17 protein-coding genes are annotated in these 17475 nt (G+C 67.0%); 6 read left to right on the top strand and 11 right to left on the bottom strand.

Translation table 11 applies throughout. From position 1 onward, the window contains the following. Positions 1-71: 71 nt before the first annotated feature. From VGN82_RS22375 to chpT, 6 genes are all read right to left on the bottom strand, one after another. Entirely contained in the window at positions 72-950 is an 879-nt protein-coding gene (locus VGN82_RS22375; RefSeq protein WP_327529286.1) for a CheR family methyltransferase, read from the bottom strand. Then, positions 947-2053 (bottom strand): chemotaxis-specific protein-glutamate methyltransferase CheB, encoded by a 1107-nt coding sequence (gene cheB, locus VGN82_RS22380; protein WP_327529287.1) that lies wholly within the window; start codon positions 2051-2053, stop codon positions 947-949. Before cheB ends, VGN82_RS22375 begins: the two co-directional genes overlap by 4 nt. A gap of 109 nt (positions 2054-2162) precedes the next feature. Continuing rightward, positions 2163-2528 carry a response regulator gene (locus VGN82_RS22385; RefSeq protein ID WP_327529288.1) on the bottom strand — a complete coding sequence of 122 codons (366 nt, stop codon included), beginning with the start codon at positions 2526-2528 and terminating at the stop codon, positions 2163-2165. Between the two features lie 31 nt (positions 2529-2559). Next, entirely contained in the window at positions 2560-3105 is a 546-nt protein-coding gene (locus tag VGN82_RS22390; RefSeq protein ID WP_414644368.1) for a chemotaxis protein CheW, read from the bottom strand. Next, positions 3102-5735: a hybrid sensor histidine kinase/response regulator gene (locus VGN82_RS22395; protein WP_327529289.1), complete on the bottom strand. Its 2634-nt coding sequence runs from the start codon at positions 5733-5735 to the stop codon at positions 3102-3104. Before VGN82_RS22395 ends, VGN82_RS22390 begins: the two co-directional genes overlap by 4 nt. 112 nt (positions 5736-5847) lie before the next feature. Further along, positions 5848-6489 (bottom strand): histidine phosphotransferase ChpT, encoded by a 642-nt coding sequence (gene chpT, locus VGN82_RS22400; RefSeq protein WP_327529290.1) that lies wholly within the window; start codon positions 6487-6489, stop codon positions 5848-5850. Between the two features lie 137 nt (positions 6490-6626). Between chpT and VGN82_RS22405 the strand changes: the two genes are divergently transcribed. Beyond that, a complete protein-coding gene (locus VGN82_RS22405) occupies positions 6627-7490 on the top strand; it encodes a 3'(2'),5'-bisphosphate nucleotidase CysQ family protein (RefSeq protein ID WP_327529930.1) in 864 nt (287 codons plus the stop codon). A 21-nt stretch (positions 7491-7511) separates the two neighbouring features. Here the strand turns inward: VGN82_RS22405 and VGN82_RS22410 are convergent, their stop codons facing one another. Beyond that, positions 7512-8036, bottom strand: coding sequence for a YHS domain-containing (seleno)protein (locus VGN82_RS22410; RefSeq protein ID WP_327529291.1), 525 nt, complete (start codon positions 8034-8036; stop codon positions 7512-7514). Positions 8037-8314: 278 nt separating this feature from the next. Here VGN82_RS22410 and VGN82_RS22415 point away from each other — a divergent pair, with 278 nt between their 5' ends. The 4 genes from VGN82_RS22415 (at position 8315) to VGN82_RS22430 (ending at position 12305) form a co-directional block, all read left to right on the top strand. Then, entirely contained in the window at positions 8315-8905 is a 591-nt protein-coding gene (locus VGN82_RS22415) for a DUF1134 domain-containing protein (protein ID WP_327529292.1), read from the top strand. Positions 8906-9054: 149 nt separating this feature from the next. Further along, positions 9055-10308, top strand: coding sequence for a coiled-coil domain-containing protein (locus tag VGN82_RS22420; protein WP_327529293.1), 1254 nt, complete (start codon positions 9055-9057; stop codon positions 10306-10308). Between the two features lie 192 nt (positions 10309-10500). Then, positions 10501-11445, top strand: a complete 945-nt coding sequence (locus VGN82_RS22425) for a sugar kinase (RefSeq protein ID WP_327529294.1) — start codon at positions 10501-10503, stop codon at positions 11443-11445. Beyond that, positions 11445-12305: a TIGR01459 family HAD-type hydrolase gene (locus VGN82_RS22430; protein ID WP_327529295.1), complete on the top strand. Its 861-nt coding sequence runs from the start codon at positions 11445-11447 to the stop codon at positions 12303-12305. The genes VGN82_RS22425 and VGN82_RS22430 overlap by 1 nt, the downstream gene beginning before the upstream one ends. A gap of 15 nt (positions 12306-12320) precedes the next feature. Here VGN82_RS22430 and VGN82_RS22435 read toward each other — a convergent pair whose 3' ends face one another. The 4 genes from VGN82_RS22435 to VGN82_RS22450 form a co-directional block, all read right to left on the bottom strand. Further along, entirely contained in the window at positions 12321-12908 is a 588-nt protein-coding gene (locus tag VGN82_RS22435; RefSeq protein ID WP_327529296.1) for a hypothetical protein, read from the bottom strand. A 127-nt stretch (positions 12909-13035) separates the two neighbouring features. Continuing rightward, positions 13036-15402: a hypothetical protein gene (locus VGN82_RS22440; RefSeq protein ID WP_327529297.1), complete on the bottom strand. Its 2367-nt coding sequence runs from the start codon at positions 15400-15402 to the stop codon at positions 13036-13038. Between the two features lie 85 nt (positions 15403-15487). After that, positions 15488-16615, bottom strand: coding sequence for a GTP cyclohydrolase II RibA (gene ribA / locus VGN82_RS22445; RefSeq protein ID WP_327529298.1), 1128 nt, complete (start codon positions 16613-16615; stop codon positions 15488-15490). Positions 16616-16675: 60 nt separating this feature from the next. After that, entirely contained in the window at positions 16676-16852 is a 177-nt protein-coding gene (locus tag VGN82_RS22450) for a hypothetical protein (RefSeq protein WP_327529299.1), read from the bottom strand. Between the two features lie 36 nt (positions 16853-16888). On the opposite strand from VGN82_RS22450, the gene VGN82_RS22455 reads away from it, so the two are divergent. Next, positions 16889-17470 (top strand): cytochrome b, encoded by a 582-nt coding sequence (locus VGN82_RS22455; protein WP_327529300.1) that lies wholly within the window; start codon positions 16889-16891, stop codon positions 17468-17470. Positions 17471-17475 lie beyond the last annotated feature (5 nt).

Genomic DNA, 17475 nt, shown 5'->3' on the forward strand with positions numbered 1-17475 from the left:
GGGACCCCGCCGAGAGGCGGGGTTTTTGTTTGGGCTGAGCAGGGGAGGCGGCCGCTGAGCGTCGGCGACCGCTAGTAGCGGGCACCACCCTGCGCCAGGCGGGGCTCGAGCGGCAGGGTCATGCTCGCCGCATGGGCCGAACGCCGATCGCGAAAGAGCCCGCGATGCTTGCCGTCGGGCACGATCGTCGTGGAAATCCCGATCACGGTCTCGGCTGCACCGAGGACGACCGCCCCCTCAGGCGCCAGGCGCGGCGCAATCAGGCCCAGCACCTTGGCCTTGGTCGGGACGTCGAAATAGATCAGCACGTTGCGGCAGAAGATCACGTCGAACTGGCCGAGATGGCTGTTGGGCTCGAGTAGGTTGTGCTGCTTCAGCTCGACCATCGCGCGCAGCCGTTCCGAGACCTGCCACTTGTCGCCGTTCTGGTGAAAGTGCTTCAGCAGCATTTGGATCGGCAGGCCGCGCTGAATCTCGAACTGGCTGTAGAGGCCCGTGCGAGCGCGTTCCAGCACCTCGGCCGAAATGTCGGTGCCAATGATCTGGACCTTCCAACCCGCGAGGCGGGGCGCCATCTCGTCGAGGATCATCGCCAGCGAATAAGCTTCTTGGCCGGTCGAGACCGCCGCGCACCAGATGCGCAGCGAGCGGCTCGAAGCATTCGAGGCCAGTTTCTCCGGCAGGATCGCATTGCGGAACAGGTCGAATGGTGTGTGGTCGCGGAAGAACAGCGTCTCGTTCGTCGTCATCGCCTCGACGACGGCGTTCTCGAGCGTCGCGTCGCTACCCTGGCGGAGCTGGTGGACGAGCGTCGCAAGCCCGTCGATGCCACGCCGGCGGCAGAGGATGCCCAGACGGCTCTCGGCCAGGTAGCGCTTCTCGGGGCTGAGTGAGAGGCCCGAGCGCAGATGGAGCAGCAGGCGCAGGAAGTTGAAATCGGCTTCCGTCATGCGAGCTGACCCGCACGCACGAGGCCGCGGATCGCGCCGCCGATGTCATCCAGCGGAATGACGGCGCTGGCGTGCTGTGCGCGAACGACCGACCCGGGCATGCCCCAGATCGTGCTGGAGCACTCGTCCTGGGCAATGACAGCCGCGCCGGCCCGACGCAGGGCGCCAGCGCCTTCGGTACCGTCCGCACCCATTCCGGTCAGGACGATGCCGAGCGCGGCCGGACCGAGATGGCGAGCGGCGTCGTTGAAGAGAACGTCGACTGCGGGCCGGCAGAAGCGCACGGGCGGGGCGTCGCTGATGCTGGCGGTGATGTGGCCGAGCCGACGATCGATGCCGAGATGGCGTCCGCCAGGCGCGACATAGATCGTGCCGCGGGCGAGGCGCTCGCCGTCGAAGGGTTCGCGGGCGGGAATGCCGATATAGCCGGTGATCTGCTCGGCGAACGAGGCGGTGAAGAGCGGCGGCATGTGCTGGACGACGATCGTCGTCAGGTCCTGCAGGGCATCGCCAATGTCGAAGAGCACCCTGGCCACGGCACGCGGGCCGCCGGTGGAGGCGCCGATGACGAGATAGCGGGGCACGACCGAGACGAGCTGGCGCAGGCTGGTAGGGCCCAGGGAGGTGAAGTCGACGTCGATGTCAGGTGGCAGGGCGCCCGGCCGCACGCGGGTCTGAGCGATGTTGCCGAGCTTGAGCAGGAACTCGCTGCGGAAATCGAGGGACAGTGTCAGGCCGTCGCGGCTCTCGGGCTTTGAGACGACGTCCATGGCGCCCTTGGTCATGCATTCCAGCGCGATGCGCGTGTTGCGCTCGGTCAGCGTCGTCGCCAGCAGGATGCCGGTGTGGGGGCTTTCCTTGAGGATCTGGGGCAGGGCGGTGGCGCCGTCGACGCCCGGCATGTCGAGGTCGAGCACCATCACGTCGGGCTTGAAGCGCCCCGCATGGGCGACCGCGGTCTCGCCGTCGCCGGCGACGGCCACGAGATGAAACTGTCCGCTCTCACCGAGCCAGCGAGCAAAAAGGCCGCGCACGACGACCGAGTCGTCGGCGATCACGACCGTCTTGTGCCTTTGCGCGCTTGCCGGCAGGGGGCTGCTCATACGTCACACATTCCGCTGCGCTGCCAGCCGGTCGCAGCCTTGCTGCGCCCCGCATCCGAGCCAATGCGCCACGGGGCGCTTCCGGTATTCGCTGCTGCCGCAGCCGTGATCAAAGCAGCCCGACCTGATGGAACTTGGAGGCGACGATCTCCTTGTCGAAGGGCTTCATGATGTATTCGTCGGCGCCGGCATGCATGGCCCGCGCGATATGGGCGATGTCGTTCTCCGTGGTGCAGAAGACGACCTTGGGCCGCTTTCCGCCGGGCATCTGGCGCAGTGTGCGCAGGAAATCGTAGCCGTCCATGATCGGCATGTTCCAGTCGAGCAGCACGGCGTCGGGCATCTCGCCCTTGCAGGAATCGATGGCGCGCGCGCCATCCTCTGCTTCCGTGATGCGGAACTGGAGGCCCTCAAGGATACGCCGGGCGACCTTGCGGATCACGGCGGAGTCATCGACGACGAGACAGTACTTCATGGTGAAATCTCCAGATCGGTGCGGCGACGCGTCAAGCCGCGGCAGGCAGGTCAAGTGCGAGGATGGCGTCGACGTCCAGAACAACGAGCAGGCGATCATCGAGGCGGTGCACGCCTGTGGCGAGCGCCGCCCAGCCGCGGTCCAGATGAACCGGGGGTGGTTCGAAGGTTGACTGGTCCAGTCGCATGACCTCTCCGACGGCATCGACGATCAGTGCATAGGCTTCGCCGTCATGGTCGATGCCGACGGCGACCAGTTCGGTCTTGCCTTCGCGATCTTGCCTGAGGGTGACCGGACGGCCGAGGCGCTTGCGCAGGCAGATCGCAGTGACGATGCGGCCGCGCAGATTGAGCAGGCCGATGATCTCGGACGGTGCCCGCGGCACGAGCGTGATGCGGTTGGTTATGAAGACGTCATGCACACGCCCGATCGGCAGTCCGAGCATCTGGTCGCCGATCATCACGGTGACATAGTCGAGCGATTCGAAGGTGCCGACGGGCGCCTCCGTCGCCGCGTGGCGTGCTGCCCGGGGATGCGGGGCCGACTGGTGCGGCGCATCGGTATGCTGAAAGGTCATGCCGCCTCCCTCATGCCGGGGCGGCGCTCCGCCAGTTCTCCGAGTAAGGCACGCCGGTCGAACTTGGCAACGACCTCGTCGATCCGTCCCTGGCCGGCGCGCATATGCAGATCGGGCGTTACCAATGCGGTCATGCCGATGAGACGGAGGCTGTCGCCGCCGGGAGCGTCGCGCAGCGCGGCGGCGAAGGCGAAGGCGCCCTCGATGTCGCCGTCGATGTCGAGCAGGATCGTGTTGACCGCGCCGTCGGCGAGTTGCTGGCGCGCCATTTCGAAGCCGGTGGCGACTGTGATGCGATGACCCGAGGCCTTCAGCACCGGCGTCAGCATCTCGCGCAGGAAGGTCGAGGGCTCGACGAGCAGGATCTGCGCCGTCGCTGACGGGTCGGCGCGATCGGCGGCGGCATGGCGCCAGCCGCTTTCGTGCAACGGCAGGTAATAGGCGAGGTCGATGATGTCCGTGGCGCGGCCGCGGATCATCGCGGAGCCGACGATGCCGCGGTCCTGAGCGGTGGCCATTTCGATGTCGAGCACCTCATCGACGATGTCGACGATCGCGTCGACGGCCAGCGCGGCCGTCATGTCGCCTTCGGAAATGATGACGAGTGGCTGCAGCCCTTCGCTACGCAGCCTCGTCTCGCCGATCGGAACGACCGGGACGAGGCGGTTGCGGTAGTGCAGCAAGGTGCGGCCGCTGCCCTTCTCGAATTGCCCGGCATCGACCTCTTCGAGCCGTGTCACGAGGGAGAGAGGCACGGCCCTGACACCATCGGAGCCGGTCTTGAACACCAGAACGGTGGTCTTCTCGATCGTGGGCGCCGTGGCGGCCGCATGCGTCTCGGCCTGGAAGGCATCGCCTGCCCCGGCGGCGCCGACCAAGCCTGCGATGCCGTTCGGGTCGACGATCAGCACGACCGCGCCATCGCCGAGAATCGTGTTTCCGGAGAAGATCGGGATGTGCCGAAGCTTGCTCGACATCGGCTTGACGACGATTTCCTCGGTGTGGAACACGCCGTCCACCAGGATGCCGAACTGGCGCTCGCCGATCTGCGTGACCACGATGAAACCGTCGTCCGGAGCACGTTCCTGCGTATCCATCAGCCCAGACAGCGCGATGATCGGCAAGAGGCGCCCGCGCAATCGCAGGATCGGTGCGCCGTTGATCTCCTCGATGCGGTGATCCGCGCCGGCTTTCACCCGGACGAGTTCGCGGACCACGATCTGGGGGATTGCGAAACGCTGGTCACCGACAACGACGATCAGAGCCGCCACAATAGCAAGCGTGAGCGGGATCTTGATTGTGATCGTCGTGCCAAGGCCGGGCTTGCTGACGATGTCGATTAGGCCGCCGACCGCATCGACATTGACCTTCACGACGTCCATGCCGACGCCGCGCCCCGAGATCGCGGTGATGCTCTCGGTGGTCGAGAAGCCCGGATGGAAGATGTAGCGGCTGATCTGCGCATCGGACATGCGCTCGATCTCGGCCTCGCTCGCGAGCCCCTGCTGAAGGGCCTTGCGGCGGATGCGCTCGATGTCGAGGCCGCGCCCGTCATCCGCAACCGCGATGGTGACCGAGCCACCCTCGTGATAGGCGGCGACGCGGATCGTGCCGGTCTCGGCCTTGCCCGCGGCCCGGCGCTCGGCCGGAGCTTCGATGGCATGGTCGGCGCAATTGCGGACCATGTGCATCAGCGGATCCTTGATCAGGTCGAGAATCTGCCGGTCGAGTTCGGTGTCCGCACCTTCGGTGACCAGCTCGATCCGCTTGCCGAGTTCGGCGCCGAGGTCGCGCACAATGCGCGGAAGCTTCGACCAGGCATTGCCGATGGGCTGCATGCGCGTCTTCATCACGCCGTCCTGCAGCTCGGCCGTGATCAGCGAAAGGCGCTGCAACGGTGCCTTCAGGCCTGTGTCGTCCTGCTTGCGCGAGATTTCCAGCAGCTGATTGCGCGTCAGCACGAGTTCCGAGACCATCGTCATCAGATGCTCGATGGTGTCGACATTGACCCGCAGGGTGGCAGGGCCGGTCGGCCGGGTCTCACGGGTGCCGGTGTCGTCGCCATGGTCGCCGGCGTCGGTCCGCTCGATGCGACCGTCGCGGCCTCGCTGCGGCTCCGGCGCGTTCCGGAAGACAAGGTCGAGTCCGTCCTCTGCCGGCTTGTCCGACGCAGTCCCGCCGTGGCGGGCGAGATAGGCGGCGACCGGGTCGGCAAGATCGCCCGGCGGCGGTTGCTTCTGCCCCAGCTCGGCCTTGGCATGCTCGGCCAGGTTATGGAGCTCGCGGATCAGATTCTCGTCATTGCCGGGCGGTTCCTCCCCCTTCTCGGCAAGTTCGGAGAGGATGTCCTTGAGGCGGTCAATGGTTTCCAGAATGGCGGTGACCGCGATGGCGCTCACGCTGGCGCCGTCGCGGAACTGCCCGATCACGGACTCCGCGGCATGGGTCAAGGCCTCCAGCCGGGGCAATCCAATGAAGCCGCAGGTGCCTTTGACGGTGTGGACCAGCCGGAAGATGTTGCGCAGGATGTCGCGGTTGTTCGGCTCCTGTTCGAAACGCACGAGTTCCCGATCGACCGTGTCGAGATTCTCGCCGGTTTCGGTCAGGAACTCTTGCAGCAAGTCGTCCATACGGGGGACCACCACTCAACGCGACAACACACTGCATCAAGCTAAGCAGCAGAAGGGTTTATGATCGGTTGAGATTATCGCGACGACCGCCGTTATTCGGCGGTGCGATGCGTTATGCGGCCTTGTTCGCCGTGATCGTGACGGTGTCGCCCTCGATCGCGAAGGTGATGACCATGCCGGCGGCGCGGGCGACCATCCCCGTATAGAGCGGCTGGACCGCGTGGGCGTCGATCGTCCCGGTCTCGGAGCGGCCAGCGATCAGGTCTTCGACATGGGCGGGAATGCGTGCATGCGAGCCCGTCGCGCTGATCGTGAAGCTGCCCTGCTCGCCCTCAACGGTGGCGCGCGAAACCAGCTTGCCGCCGCGCGGTACGGCCTGGGCGGCGAGGACCAGCAGGTTGAGCAGCAGCTTGACCTGGTTCTTCGGCAGCAGGGCGCGAGGTGCTTCCCAATCGAGCGAGAGCTTTTCGTCGTTGAGGAAGCCATTGGCGACATTGCCGGCATCGCCGAGATCGATCATGGCTCCGGCCGAGCCGGCTGCGCCGAAGGCGAGCCTGGCAAACTGTAGCCGGGCCGAAGCGTTGCGCGCGCTCTTCTTGATCAGTTCAAGCGCAAAGTCGCGCATCGAGGGATCGTCTTCCTCCAGCACCTCGAGCGCGTTGACAATGGCGCCGACCGGGCTGATCACGTCATGGCAGACGCGGCTGCAAAGGAGCGCTGCCAGATCGAGCGGCTCGAGCGAGATGGCGGTCATGGTTATGTCCTGGGGTCATTGCTGCGTGGCGCTCGCGGCGAACTGAGCGCCGTTTCCATGAGATATGGTGGCATCTTGGTTTTCATGTGGTTAAGCCCCATTTGACGGCCGGGCGAAGCGAAGGACACGCCAAGGTGATGAAGGCCCAGGAGCAGGTGCGCCAACAGGATCCGCTGATCAGCGACCCGCGCCTTGCCGACTGCAATGATCTGGCGCGGCGGCTGGCGGAAGCGGCGCGGCTCAGCGGGGCCGTCCTGCTGGCGATGCGCGCGGCATGCGATGTGAAGCTCAAGCCGGACGGCTCACCCGTCTGCTCGGCGGACATGGCCGCCGACCAAGCCGCCAAGCGCGAATTGGAGCGGCTCCTTCCCGGGATTCCCGTGATCAGCGAGGAGAGCGTCGCGGACGTTCCCCCTGCGCCCGTCTTCATCCTGCTCGATCCACTCGATGGCACGCGCGAGTTCCTGGCCGGAGGAGACAGCTATTGCGTTGCGATCGCCGTGATCTGCGGCGATAGGCCGGTTGCCGGCGCGATCGCTGCTCCGGCGAGTGGCCGCCTGTGGTTCGCCGGTGAGCAGGCCTTTTCCCAAGCCCTGGCTGCGGACGGCGCGACGATCGGCGATGCTCGCCGGATCGCCGTGCGCCCCCTGCCGGCGTTGGGACCGCAGACGTTGGTCAGTCGCTTCCATGGCGATCGGCTGAGCGATGGCGTCGCATCCGCGATGGGCTCCAGCGCGACGCTGCCGGTGTCGTCGGCGGTGAAATTCGGCCTGATCGCATCCGGCGAGGCCGATCTGCATGTGCGCGGTGGCCAGACGATGGAATGGGATATTGCAGCGGGCGACGTGATCCTGCGCGCCGCCGGAGGCATCGTCCTGACGCTCGACGGGCTGCTGCCGCGCTATGGCCGGACGGATCGCGGCTTCTGCAATCCGCCCTTCATCGCGGCCTCGAGCGAAGCCCTGGCGAGGCGCGCGGTCGCCGCTGCCGCGACGATCTGAGCGGGCCCTCACGCCGCGCGGTCAGCGGGCGATGCTTTGCGCGACACTGCGCCAATTGCCTTCCGCCATCTGAAGCAGGATGGCATCCTCGACGAAGCGGCGACGGTTCTCGGGTGTCCGGAACAGGAACAGCCGCGAATCGATGATGGCGAACTGGCGCGGGTCGCTATCGACGGCGCGCCCGTCGGCGACCGCCGAGGCATCGAAGCCGGCAAAGGCGGGTTCATAGACGTCGGGAGCGTCCCGGAACGCCTCCCGGTTGGCGGCCGAGACGAAGCGCCAGACCACGCCGCGATGAACGAGTTCGTAGTCGGATTGCCCGGCCACGGCGCGCTTTTCGAGCCGATAGGCGATCGGATCGTAGCCGCTCAGCGCGAGGCCCGAATGGATGTCGCGTTGCATCGATTCGCCCAGCGACGGCAATTCCGGCAATCCGGCGGGCAGCCCGGGCGTATCGGCGAAAACGGCACCGGGCAACGCAACCGCCAATGCGCTCAGCACGCATAGGGCCATGGCAAGCCGTTGCTGCCTTGTTGCAGCCTTCATCGCGGGCAAATCCTCAAAACCGTGCTGACGCCGGAACCGGAGCCCGCTCTGCAATCTTCACGGGTTGGATACACTTTCGAGGGTATCAAACTGGTTACGGAACTGGTTCGCATTTGCGCGACATCGTGTCCGGGGTCCGGATTTTCCCGGATGGCCCGGCCTCGGCGTCACTCACCCACCGTTCCGGCGCGATCGCTGCGGGCTGACGGAAGCCCGGGGATCGAAACGTCGGAGCGGACCGTCGGCGCAAGCTGGCGCCCCACCCGGAGACCGATTTCATGACGCAAACCCGCCGTGGCCTCATCAAGGGTGGTCTCGCGCTGACCGCTGCCGGCCTCTCCCAGTCGCCGCTGCCCGCGCTCGCGCAGCAATCCTATGGGCAGAGCCGGTCGTTCTCGCAGAACGAACTGGTCACCTCGGGACACCAGTTCTTCGGGAACGTCTCGCGCGGGCTTGCGCTGGTGGTCGAGGAGGCCGTCAGGCGCTGGGGCGAGCCGAACGGCTATGTCCTCGGCCAGGAGGCTTCGGGCGCCTTCGTCGGCGGGCTGCGCTTTGGCGAAGGCACGCTGTTCACCCGCAATGCCGGTGACCGCAAGGTGTTCTGGCAGGGGCCTTCGATCGGCTTCGATTTCGGTGGCGAGGGCGCACGCACGATGATGCTGGTCTATGGCTTGCCCGCAGTCGAGGCGCTCTACCAGCGCTTCGCCGGCATCGACGGCTCGGCCTACTTCGTCGGCGGCTTCGGCTTCACTGCGCTGAACGCCGAGGGCGTCACCGTCGTGCCGATCCGCACCGGCCTCGGCTGGCGCCTCGGCGTCAATCTCGGCTATCTGAAGTTCACGCCGCAGGCGACCTGGAATCCGTTCTGAGCGTCTTCGCGAGGGGCAAGGCAGAATCGCCCGAAGCTGGGATGAGCTTCCGCAACGAGAGAAGAAGAAGGCGGGCAGGCGAGAACAGATTTCCCCTTTCCGTCGCGATGTCCTAACCTGCCGTCCCCCCGGATGTGGAACCGCACGTCTTGATTGAAGCTATCATGCTCGTCACGCTCGGCTTCCTGTCGGCCAGCCTGCTTGCGCTGGCGGCCGTGCCGGCGCTGGCGCGACGGGCCGACAGGCTGGCACGCAAGCGCGCCGAAGCGGCCTTTCCGCTTTCGCTCGCCGAGATCGCCGCCGACCGCGACCATCTCCGTGCCGAGCTCGCCCTGCGTGCCCGTACGCTCGAGCAGGAGGCCGAACGCGGCTTCGCTGCCAAGGCCGGTGCGATGCAGGATCTCGGCCGAAGGGACATGAAGATCGGCGAGCTCGAAGGCGTCGTGCGCGACCGAGACGGGCGTATCGCCGGATTGGAGGACGACCTCGATCAGACGCGCGGTGAACTGGCCGGAACGCTCGCTGCACTGGCTCGCGAAGCCGCGGCCTTGGCCGAGACGGCCGCGACGCTTGACAAGAGGATCGCCGATCTGGCGAGCGTTGAAAGCACGCTCGCGGAAACGCGCTCGGCGCTGACGGGCACCAGTTCCGATCTCTCGGCCCGGGAGGGCGAGTTGGCGGCGGAGCGCGAAACCCTCGGTCGCACCCAGGCGCTTCTGGCCGAACGAGACGACGAGCTCGCGAAGCTGCGCCAGGACCATGATCAGCTCCGGGTGGCGCAGGTCGAGGACCGTACCAGGATCATGGTGCTTGAAGGCTCCGGGCGCGATCTGACCGACAGGCTGTCCGCGAAGGAGCTGGCCTTTGATTCCAGCCAGGCTGCCCTGAAGGCGATGATCGTCGATCGCGACAGCGAGCGGTTGCGGGCCGATGCGCTGGCGGCGCGAGCGGCACAGGCCGAGGCCGGGCTCGCGGCTGCGGATGCACGCGCCGTGGCGGCTGGCACCGAGGCGGCGAGAATCCAGGCGCTGCTGGCGCAGGAAACGCAAGCGCTCGGGGCGACAAGCGAAGCGAGGCAGGCGATGGAGCAGGAGTTGACGCAGGCGAAGGCGGGGCTCGAGGCAGAGCGCCGACGCGTGTCGCAGGAGGTCGCGGATCTGCGCAAGGACCTGCTGGCCCGCGAGACGCAGCTCGAGGCCGTGCATGCCGAGGTGCAGACGCTGCACGGGGCGTTGGAGGAATCGCGCGCGGAAAGAACCAGGTTGAAGCGCGAGGCCGGGCAGGCCGGCAAGGCGGCCGCTGCCGCAGCCGATCCTGAGACCCATGCCGCGCTGCGCAAGGAAATCATGGCTGTCGCCGAGCGACTGATGACGCTGCCGCCGAAGCGGGAGGCGGCCGAGTAGCGCCGCCTGCTCCCGAACGCGGCGTTCCCCGCTCGCGATCATGCTCCATCGCACTTTCTTGGCATCGGCCTTCTCCGAAATCCGCGTTCCACTTTTCGGGCCGATGCTCTAGGAAAGCGCGCGCTCATGCGTGCGCCGTCGCCGGCCGAGCGGTGCGCGCTTCCGATTCCTATCCAAGATGGCTGCCACCCCGTGACAGAACCCCGCTTCGATCTTCTCTGCATCGGCGAGCCGCTGGGCGAGTTCAACGCGACCCGGGCCGAGACCGGCGCCTTCCAGTTCGGCCATGGCGGCGACACCTCGAACTGCGCCATCGCGGCGTCCCGGCAGGGTGCGAAGGCGGCCTATCTCGGCGCGCTCGGCGACGACATGGCGGGCCGTTCGATCCGCGATCTCTGGCGCCGCGAAGGCGTCGATGACGCCCATGTCTCGACGCATCCGAGTGCGCCGACCGGGCTCTATTTCGTCGATCACGGCCCGAGCGGCCATGTCTTTTCCTATCTGCGTGCCGGCTCGGCCGCGAGCCTGGTCGGGCCGCGCGACTTCCCGCGCGACCTGATCACCTCGGCGCGCATCGTTCAGGCGTCCGGGATCAGCCAGGCGATCTCGGCTTCGGCGTGCGACGCCGTCTTCGAGGCTTTCGCGCTGGCCCGGGAGGCCGGTGTGACGACGGCTTACGACACCAACCTGCGCCTCAAGCTTTGGCCGCTGACCCGCGCGAAGGCGATCATCAACGCAGCCTGCGGCATGGCCGACATCGTGCTGCCGGGCTATGACGACGCGACCCAGCTCACCGGGCTCAGCGATGCTGACGCGATCGCTGATTTCTACCTGCGGCTGGGTGCGAAGATCGTCGCGCTGACTCTCGGCCATGAGGGCTCGCTGGTGGCGACGCCGGATCAGCGCCAGCGCCTCGTGCCGATCAAGGTCGATGCGATCGACGCCACCGGAGCCGGCGACTGCTACGACGGCGCGTTCCTCGCCGAATACATCCGCACCGGCGATGCCTTCGCGGCCGGTGCCTACGCCAATGTCGCGGCCGCGCTCTCGACGCAGGGCTTCGGCGCCGTCGCGCCGTTGCCGCGCCGTGCCGATGTCGAGGCACGCATGGTTCTCGAGGCGAAGAAGGCAGGTTGATGGGCGTTCCGATTCTCGACCAGGCGGGCAAGCTGCTCGCTCGCTATGACGTGGTGATCAGCGATGTCTGGGGTGTCGTGCATGACGGCGTCTGGGCGCTGCCCCCGGCTTGCGCCGCACTGACGGCCTTCCGCGAGCGCGGCGGCGCGGTGGTGCTGCTCTCCAACGCGCCGGCGCCGTCCGGACAGGTCGCCGAACTCCTCGACAAAAAGCGCGTGCCGCGTGGTGCCTGGGACAAGCTTGTGACCTCGGGCGACGTGACGCGCTCGCTGATTGCCGAGAGCCACCACCGCAAGGTCTTTCATATCGGCTGGCAGAGCGACCGCTCGGTCTTTGCCGGAGCCGAGATCGAGCTGGTCGGCGAAGAAGAGGCCGATCTCGTCGTCGCGACCGAGCTCAACGATTATCGCACCGAGACGCCCGAGCAGTATCGCCCGCTGCTGGAGCGGTTTGCGGCCCGAGGCGTGCCGTTCATCTGCGGCAATCCCGATCTCGTCGTCCATGTCGGGCATGACCTGCTGCCCTGTGCGGGGTCTCTGGCCGCGATCTACGAGGAACTGGGCGGCAACGTCGCTTGGGCCGGCAAGCCCTATCGCCCGGCCTATGACCTCGCGCTGGAGGCGGCGCGCACGGCACGCGGCGGCCACCCGGCCGATCCGGCCAAAGTGTTGGTGATCGGCGACGCCGTCCGCACCGATCTGGCAGGCGCCCGGCTAATGGGCTTCGACAGCCTGTTCATCGCCGGCGGCATCCACCGCGACGAGACGATCCGCGACGGAGCGGTCGACAAGGCGGGGCTGGAGAGCGTGCTCGCGGGCCTGGTGGTCAAGCCGGTCGCTGCGATGGGGGCGCTGGGGTAGGCGGCTGCGGTCGCGCTAGACCGGAGCGCCGAAGGTGCGGCTGATCCAGTAGGCCTGATAGGCGAGATGGAGCAGCACGATGCCGATCTGCAGGTTGCGCTTCTTCGACGTGCAGGCGACCAGGCACAGGGTCAGCCCGATCGGTACCTGGATCAGGTAGTCGCGGTTCAGCGCGTTGAAGTAGTCCGCTCCCTTGATGAGCGTGTCGATGATGTCGAACAGGAACGTCAGCGCGAAGAGCGCGAAGAACCAGCGCCTTCGCTTGAGGAAGAAGTCCTCGTAGCTGCCATACTCGCTAATGTTGTCGGGGAAGAGCAGCGCCGAGAGCAGATACAGAAGCACAGCATAGGTAATCAGGAACAGGAAGACGCCGAAGCTCCAGCGATCAACCCGCGACAGTGCGAATTCCCACCACCAGAACAGCACGAGTTCGATCAGGATCGACCCCACCCAGAGCAGATGCAGCGCCGATACCCGATAGCGGCCCGGATGCTGGATCAGCCCGGCGATGCCGGTGAGAAGGCGCGCCATGGCGAGGCCGATCACCATGCCCATGACGATGCGGACATGGGGGAAGAGCTCGTGAGAAACCTGCGTTTCCATTGTGGCCGGGATCACTGGATTGCTGACGCGCGGGCGTGGATTCGCGCGGGGGGTACTGGGTAACAGCTCGGCGCAGGAGCGGTCCAGACGAGCTTGCGACGAACCCTGCTTGGGCTGACCGAAGCGGTCAGCTGCGTCGCGCCCGCAACCGCTTGCCGATGTCCGCGAACAATCCGTGGAGCGGCCTGAAGACAAAACGCACCGTCGAACGGCCGGGCGGTACCTCGACGGCCCTGAACAGCACATTGGCTCGCAGCAGCGGGGCCGGAACGTCGTTCACCTCGACCTGCCACCAGCGGTGCCAGACGTCATTCAGGACGACATAGCCGCCCTGCGGCGCATCGACCTTCAGCGTGATCTCGGTGGTGCCGTAATCGGCGATGCGGACGGAAGCCGCCTGGGGCTGGGCAGCCGATGCCGGGCTTGGCGGCGAAGGCGGCACGGCGCGCTCGAGCAGCACCGTCCGGCGCGGGTCGAAGCCTTCCGGCCATTGCCCGGTCGTCAGGATCGCGTCGAAATCGGCCCTCTCGGCCTTCGGCACCAGCAGCACGCGCGGCAGGGCACGGGGGTTCTCGTAGACATAGGCGTCGGGCGTCCGGGCGATCCGGACGAGATCGCCGGGCTTGAGCGCCTTGTCGATCATTTCGGCAGGGACGCCGGTCGCGATGAAGCGCAGGCCGAGCATGTCGGCAAGCAGAGAGCGATAGCCCGGCATCAAGGCGGAGAAGGTGCGCTGGTCAGGCAAGGCGACGTGGTCACCTGCGCCTGTGGCCTTGCTGTAGAGCCCAAGCCGCAGGGGGTTGTAACCCAGCGTGTTGTCGAGCTTGTGAACGAGGCTGGCATTGGGCCAGTGGAAATCGATGCCGGCGAGCTCGATGCGGTCACGCCGGTCGGGCCCGGCGGTACGGGCGGTCTCGCGCTTCAGCAGCGCGATGGTCTCGTTGGTGCTGTCGGCGCGCAGCACGTCGAAATCCTGAGAGGGTAGGGCGGTGGACTCGCTCGGGCCGTTGTTGACGGAGAGATCGACCACCAGCGTCGCGGCGAGGATGATGGTGGCGGCCAGCCCTGCTCCGCGCAGCGCGAGCCCACGCGCGGCGACGAGGGCACCAAGGCTCAACACGGCGCAGAGCAGGGCCGTCACCAGCGGCACGATAGCCAGGGACAGGCGCCCGACCGTCCAGGCGAGCCAGACCGCCAAGGCGAGAGCGCCGGCGAAGAGCGCGATCTCGACGATGCGTTGCCAGGGGCGCGCCCGTGGGGCGGTGTCGGTCATCACGAGATGGACGAGATAGCCGCCGAGCAGGGCGACGAGCGCGCCCAGGATGAAGAGGGCATCGGCCGGGCGCCGGTAGAAGGCGACGCCGGGTAGCTCGAAGAGCAGGCGGAAGCCCGGCGTAAAGCGTCCGAGCGCATAGATCAGCACGATCAGCGCGGCCAAGCTGAGCGCCACGATCTCGCGGCGCAGCAATGCGCCGCGCACAATCCCCACGGTCAGCACCAGCCCCATCGGGATCAGGCCTAGGTAGAGCTGGCTCATATTGCGGGCGAGATAGAGATCCTGCGGGCCGAAGCGGGCTTCGAAGGCGGGGCTGGGCGCGCCCCAGAAATTGTCGAGTGGGCCGGCTGCGCCATACAGATTGGCGAAGAGGCCTGTCAGCAGGGCGGCGGGGTGCAGCGAGCCCTTGCCGGCGCCGATCAGGTCGATCGCCGGGCGGTTCGATTCCTCGGCCAGGAACGCGGTGAGCAGGATCGGCACTGTGGCGACCAGAACCGCGCCGAGTGTACCCGCGAGCAAGGGCAGGAGGCTGCTGCGCAGGGCCTGCCAGGGACTGCGCGCCATCGCGATCGCGGCGATCACGAGTCCGGCCAGGACATAGACGCCGATCAGCGCGACCTGGTCGCGGCCGAGAACCATGAATCCCGCGACGACGCCGGCCGCGAAGCCATAGGCCAGCGAGCCGCGTTCGAGCGCGCGCGCCACCAGGGCGAGCGTGACGGCGAAGTAGCCGAGGCTGAGGACCTGACCGACATGCTGAATGCGCCAGGCTGCCGCGGCTCCGAAGGCGAAAGCCAGGGCCGCGACCACGGCACCGGCGGGATGCCAGTCGCGGTCGCGGAAGATCACCACGAAGGCGAGTGCGCCCGCGAGCAAGGTGCCGAGCACGGCGCCATCTCCGAGCCTGAAGCCGGGCACCGGTTCCAGCGCTGCGATCAGGGCGAAGGGCGGCGAGAAGATAAGGGATTGCGGATCGGCAACCTGCGGGGAGCCGGAGAAGACGTAAGGCGTCCAGAACGGCGAGCGACCGCTATGCCAGGCCTCGGCGAGGAACTGGAGCTGCGGCTGGAAATGCGCCTTGGCGTCCCAGGGGATCGTGACGATGCCGGACAGCCATGGCCAGGAGAGCGCGAGCCAGGCGATGACGACGATGGCGATCACCCTGGCGAGCGGCCAGCGTGGCGCAGATCCGTGTTGCGGGTCGATGCCGTTCGACATCAGGTTGCGGTGCCTGAAGTCGCCCTGGCGATCAAGGCCTCCGGGTCAGCCAAGGGACGGGCCAGCCCGTTCGATCATCGCCTGCTCAATCTTTGGGGGCAGCCCGCGCCATCAGCGCGTCCATGTCGATGAAATGGCCGGCCCGGTCCCGCTTGGAGGCGAGATAACGGACATTGTGGACGTTCGGCCGCCCGAGGACGCGCTGGGTCGCCGCGACCTCGAGGCCCGCCGCCTTGATCGCCCCGACCTTGAGCGGGTTGTTCGTGAGGGCGGTGACGCTGTTCACGCCAAGCTGCTTCAGCATCGTCGCAGCGAAGTCGAAATGGCGCTGGTCGAGATCGAAGCCGAGGACCTCGTCGGCATCGTAGGTGTCCCAGCCCTGGCTCTGCAGCTTGTAGGCGCGCATCTTGTTGGAGATGCCGTTGCCGCGGCCTTCCTGGTCGAGATAGAGCAGGATTCCGCCCTCGTTCTCGGCCATCCACTGCACGGTTTCGCGGAGCTGGTCGCCGCAATCGCATTTCAGCGAGCCGAAGAGGTCGCCGGTCAGGCAGGCGGAATGCAGACGCACCGGCACGGCGGCCGAGAGATCGGGATTGCCGACGATGATCGCGACCTGATCGCGCAGGCCCTCGCCGCCACGGAAGACGACGAACTCCGTCTCAGGCGCTCCTTCCAGCGGCACCGGGGCACGTCCGACGATCGACAGCGTTGCGGCCTGGGCGGCGCGATAGCCGTTGACGGCGTCGATCTCGACCTCGACCAGCGGCTCGCCGTCGATGAGCTCGGCCGAGACCGGGACAATGATCGCGGCCGGCAGGACGAGCGAAAGCCGCGCCAGTTCGAGCGCGGCATCGTCGATCGCGGAAGCGGGCGCCACGGGAGCGTCGACCTTGCCGTCGATCTTGAGGGCGAGCATCTCGATGCGGGCCAGATCGAGCGTCGGCATCGCCAGGATGCCGGTCTCGGCGCGGTTCTTCCCGCTGAGCCGGCGCAGCCGGGCCGCGCTCAACGCGAGATAGGCCTTGCCGCCCGCGAGATCATCGAGGCGTCCGACCAGATCGCCCTCGGCCAACTCTGCCGAAAGTGCGAGCGCGAGATGCTCGCCCGCTCGCAGAAGCACCGGCCTGCCGGCCCGAAATTCGGAAATGGCCCGATCAACCGCTACGAGGCTCGTCTCGAGCGGGCGTCCGAAAAGGGTACGCGACTGAGGCATCGGATTGTCCGTCAGATAGGGCCTTGTCCAGGAAGGCTTCGGCCCGGCGGGAGGTTAGGCTTATACGTGCGGATCGTCGATATAGATCCGCGCTGCATCATTTTCCACCAAACGTGCTTGAGGCGAGAGCAGTTCCATCGAGCAGAAATTTCGGCGCCCTGCCGTCGAGCCATCCAGATCCGTGGGCAGGCCGTATAGGCTCGCCACCTTGAACGCGGGATGAATGTGGGCATCCATGCGTCGATCCGGCAGTCTCGCAAGCGGGAGAGGGGAATGACGCAGGATCATGACAAGGCGACGATAGCGCCGGGACATGGTGTCTACGGCTCCGCCGCCCGGCACATGCATTGGGCAACCGCCGGCGCCGTCCTCGTGATGGTGCCGCTGGGTCTTGCCATGAGCTATCGCGGCAACACGCTCGACATCTGGGATGGGCTGACCGACGCGCTCTACAGCTCGCACAAGACCCTCGGCTTCCTCGTGCTCTGGCTGGTTGCCGGCCGGCTGACCTACCGGCTGATCAAGGGCGCACCACCGGACGAGCCGACGCTGCTGTGGTGGCACAAGGCCGCGTCGCATCTGGTGCACTGGCTGCTCTACGGCCTGCTGATCGTCGTGCCGCTGCTCGGCTGGATCGGCGTCTCGCTCTACCCTTCACTGACACTGTTCGGGCTCGTCGACCTGCCGGCCCTCGCCAGCCCGAACGAGGAGCTGGCCAAGACTGTTCTGGGCGTTCACGGCAAGCTCGCCATCGCGATGGCGCTCCTGGCCTGCGGGCACATCGCCGCCGCGCTGTACCATCACTTCATTCGCAAGGACGGTGTCCTGCGCCGCATGCTGCCGGGGCTGAAATAGGCGGC

The sequence above is a fragment of the Allobosea sp. genome (assembly GCF_035999205.1).
In the GTDB taxonomy this organism is placed as follows: domain Bacteria; phylum Pseudomonadota; class Alphaproteobacteria; order Rhizobiales; family Beijerinckiaceae; genus Allobosea.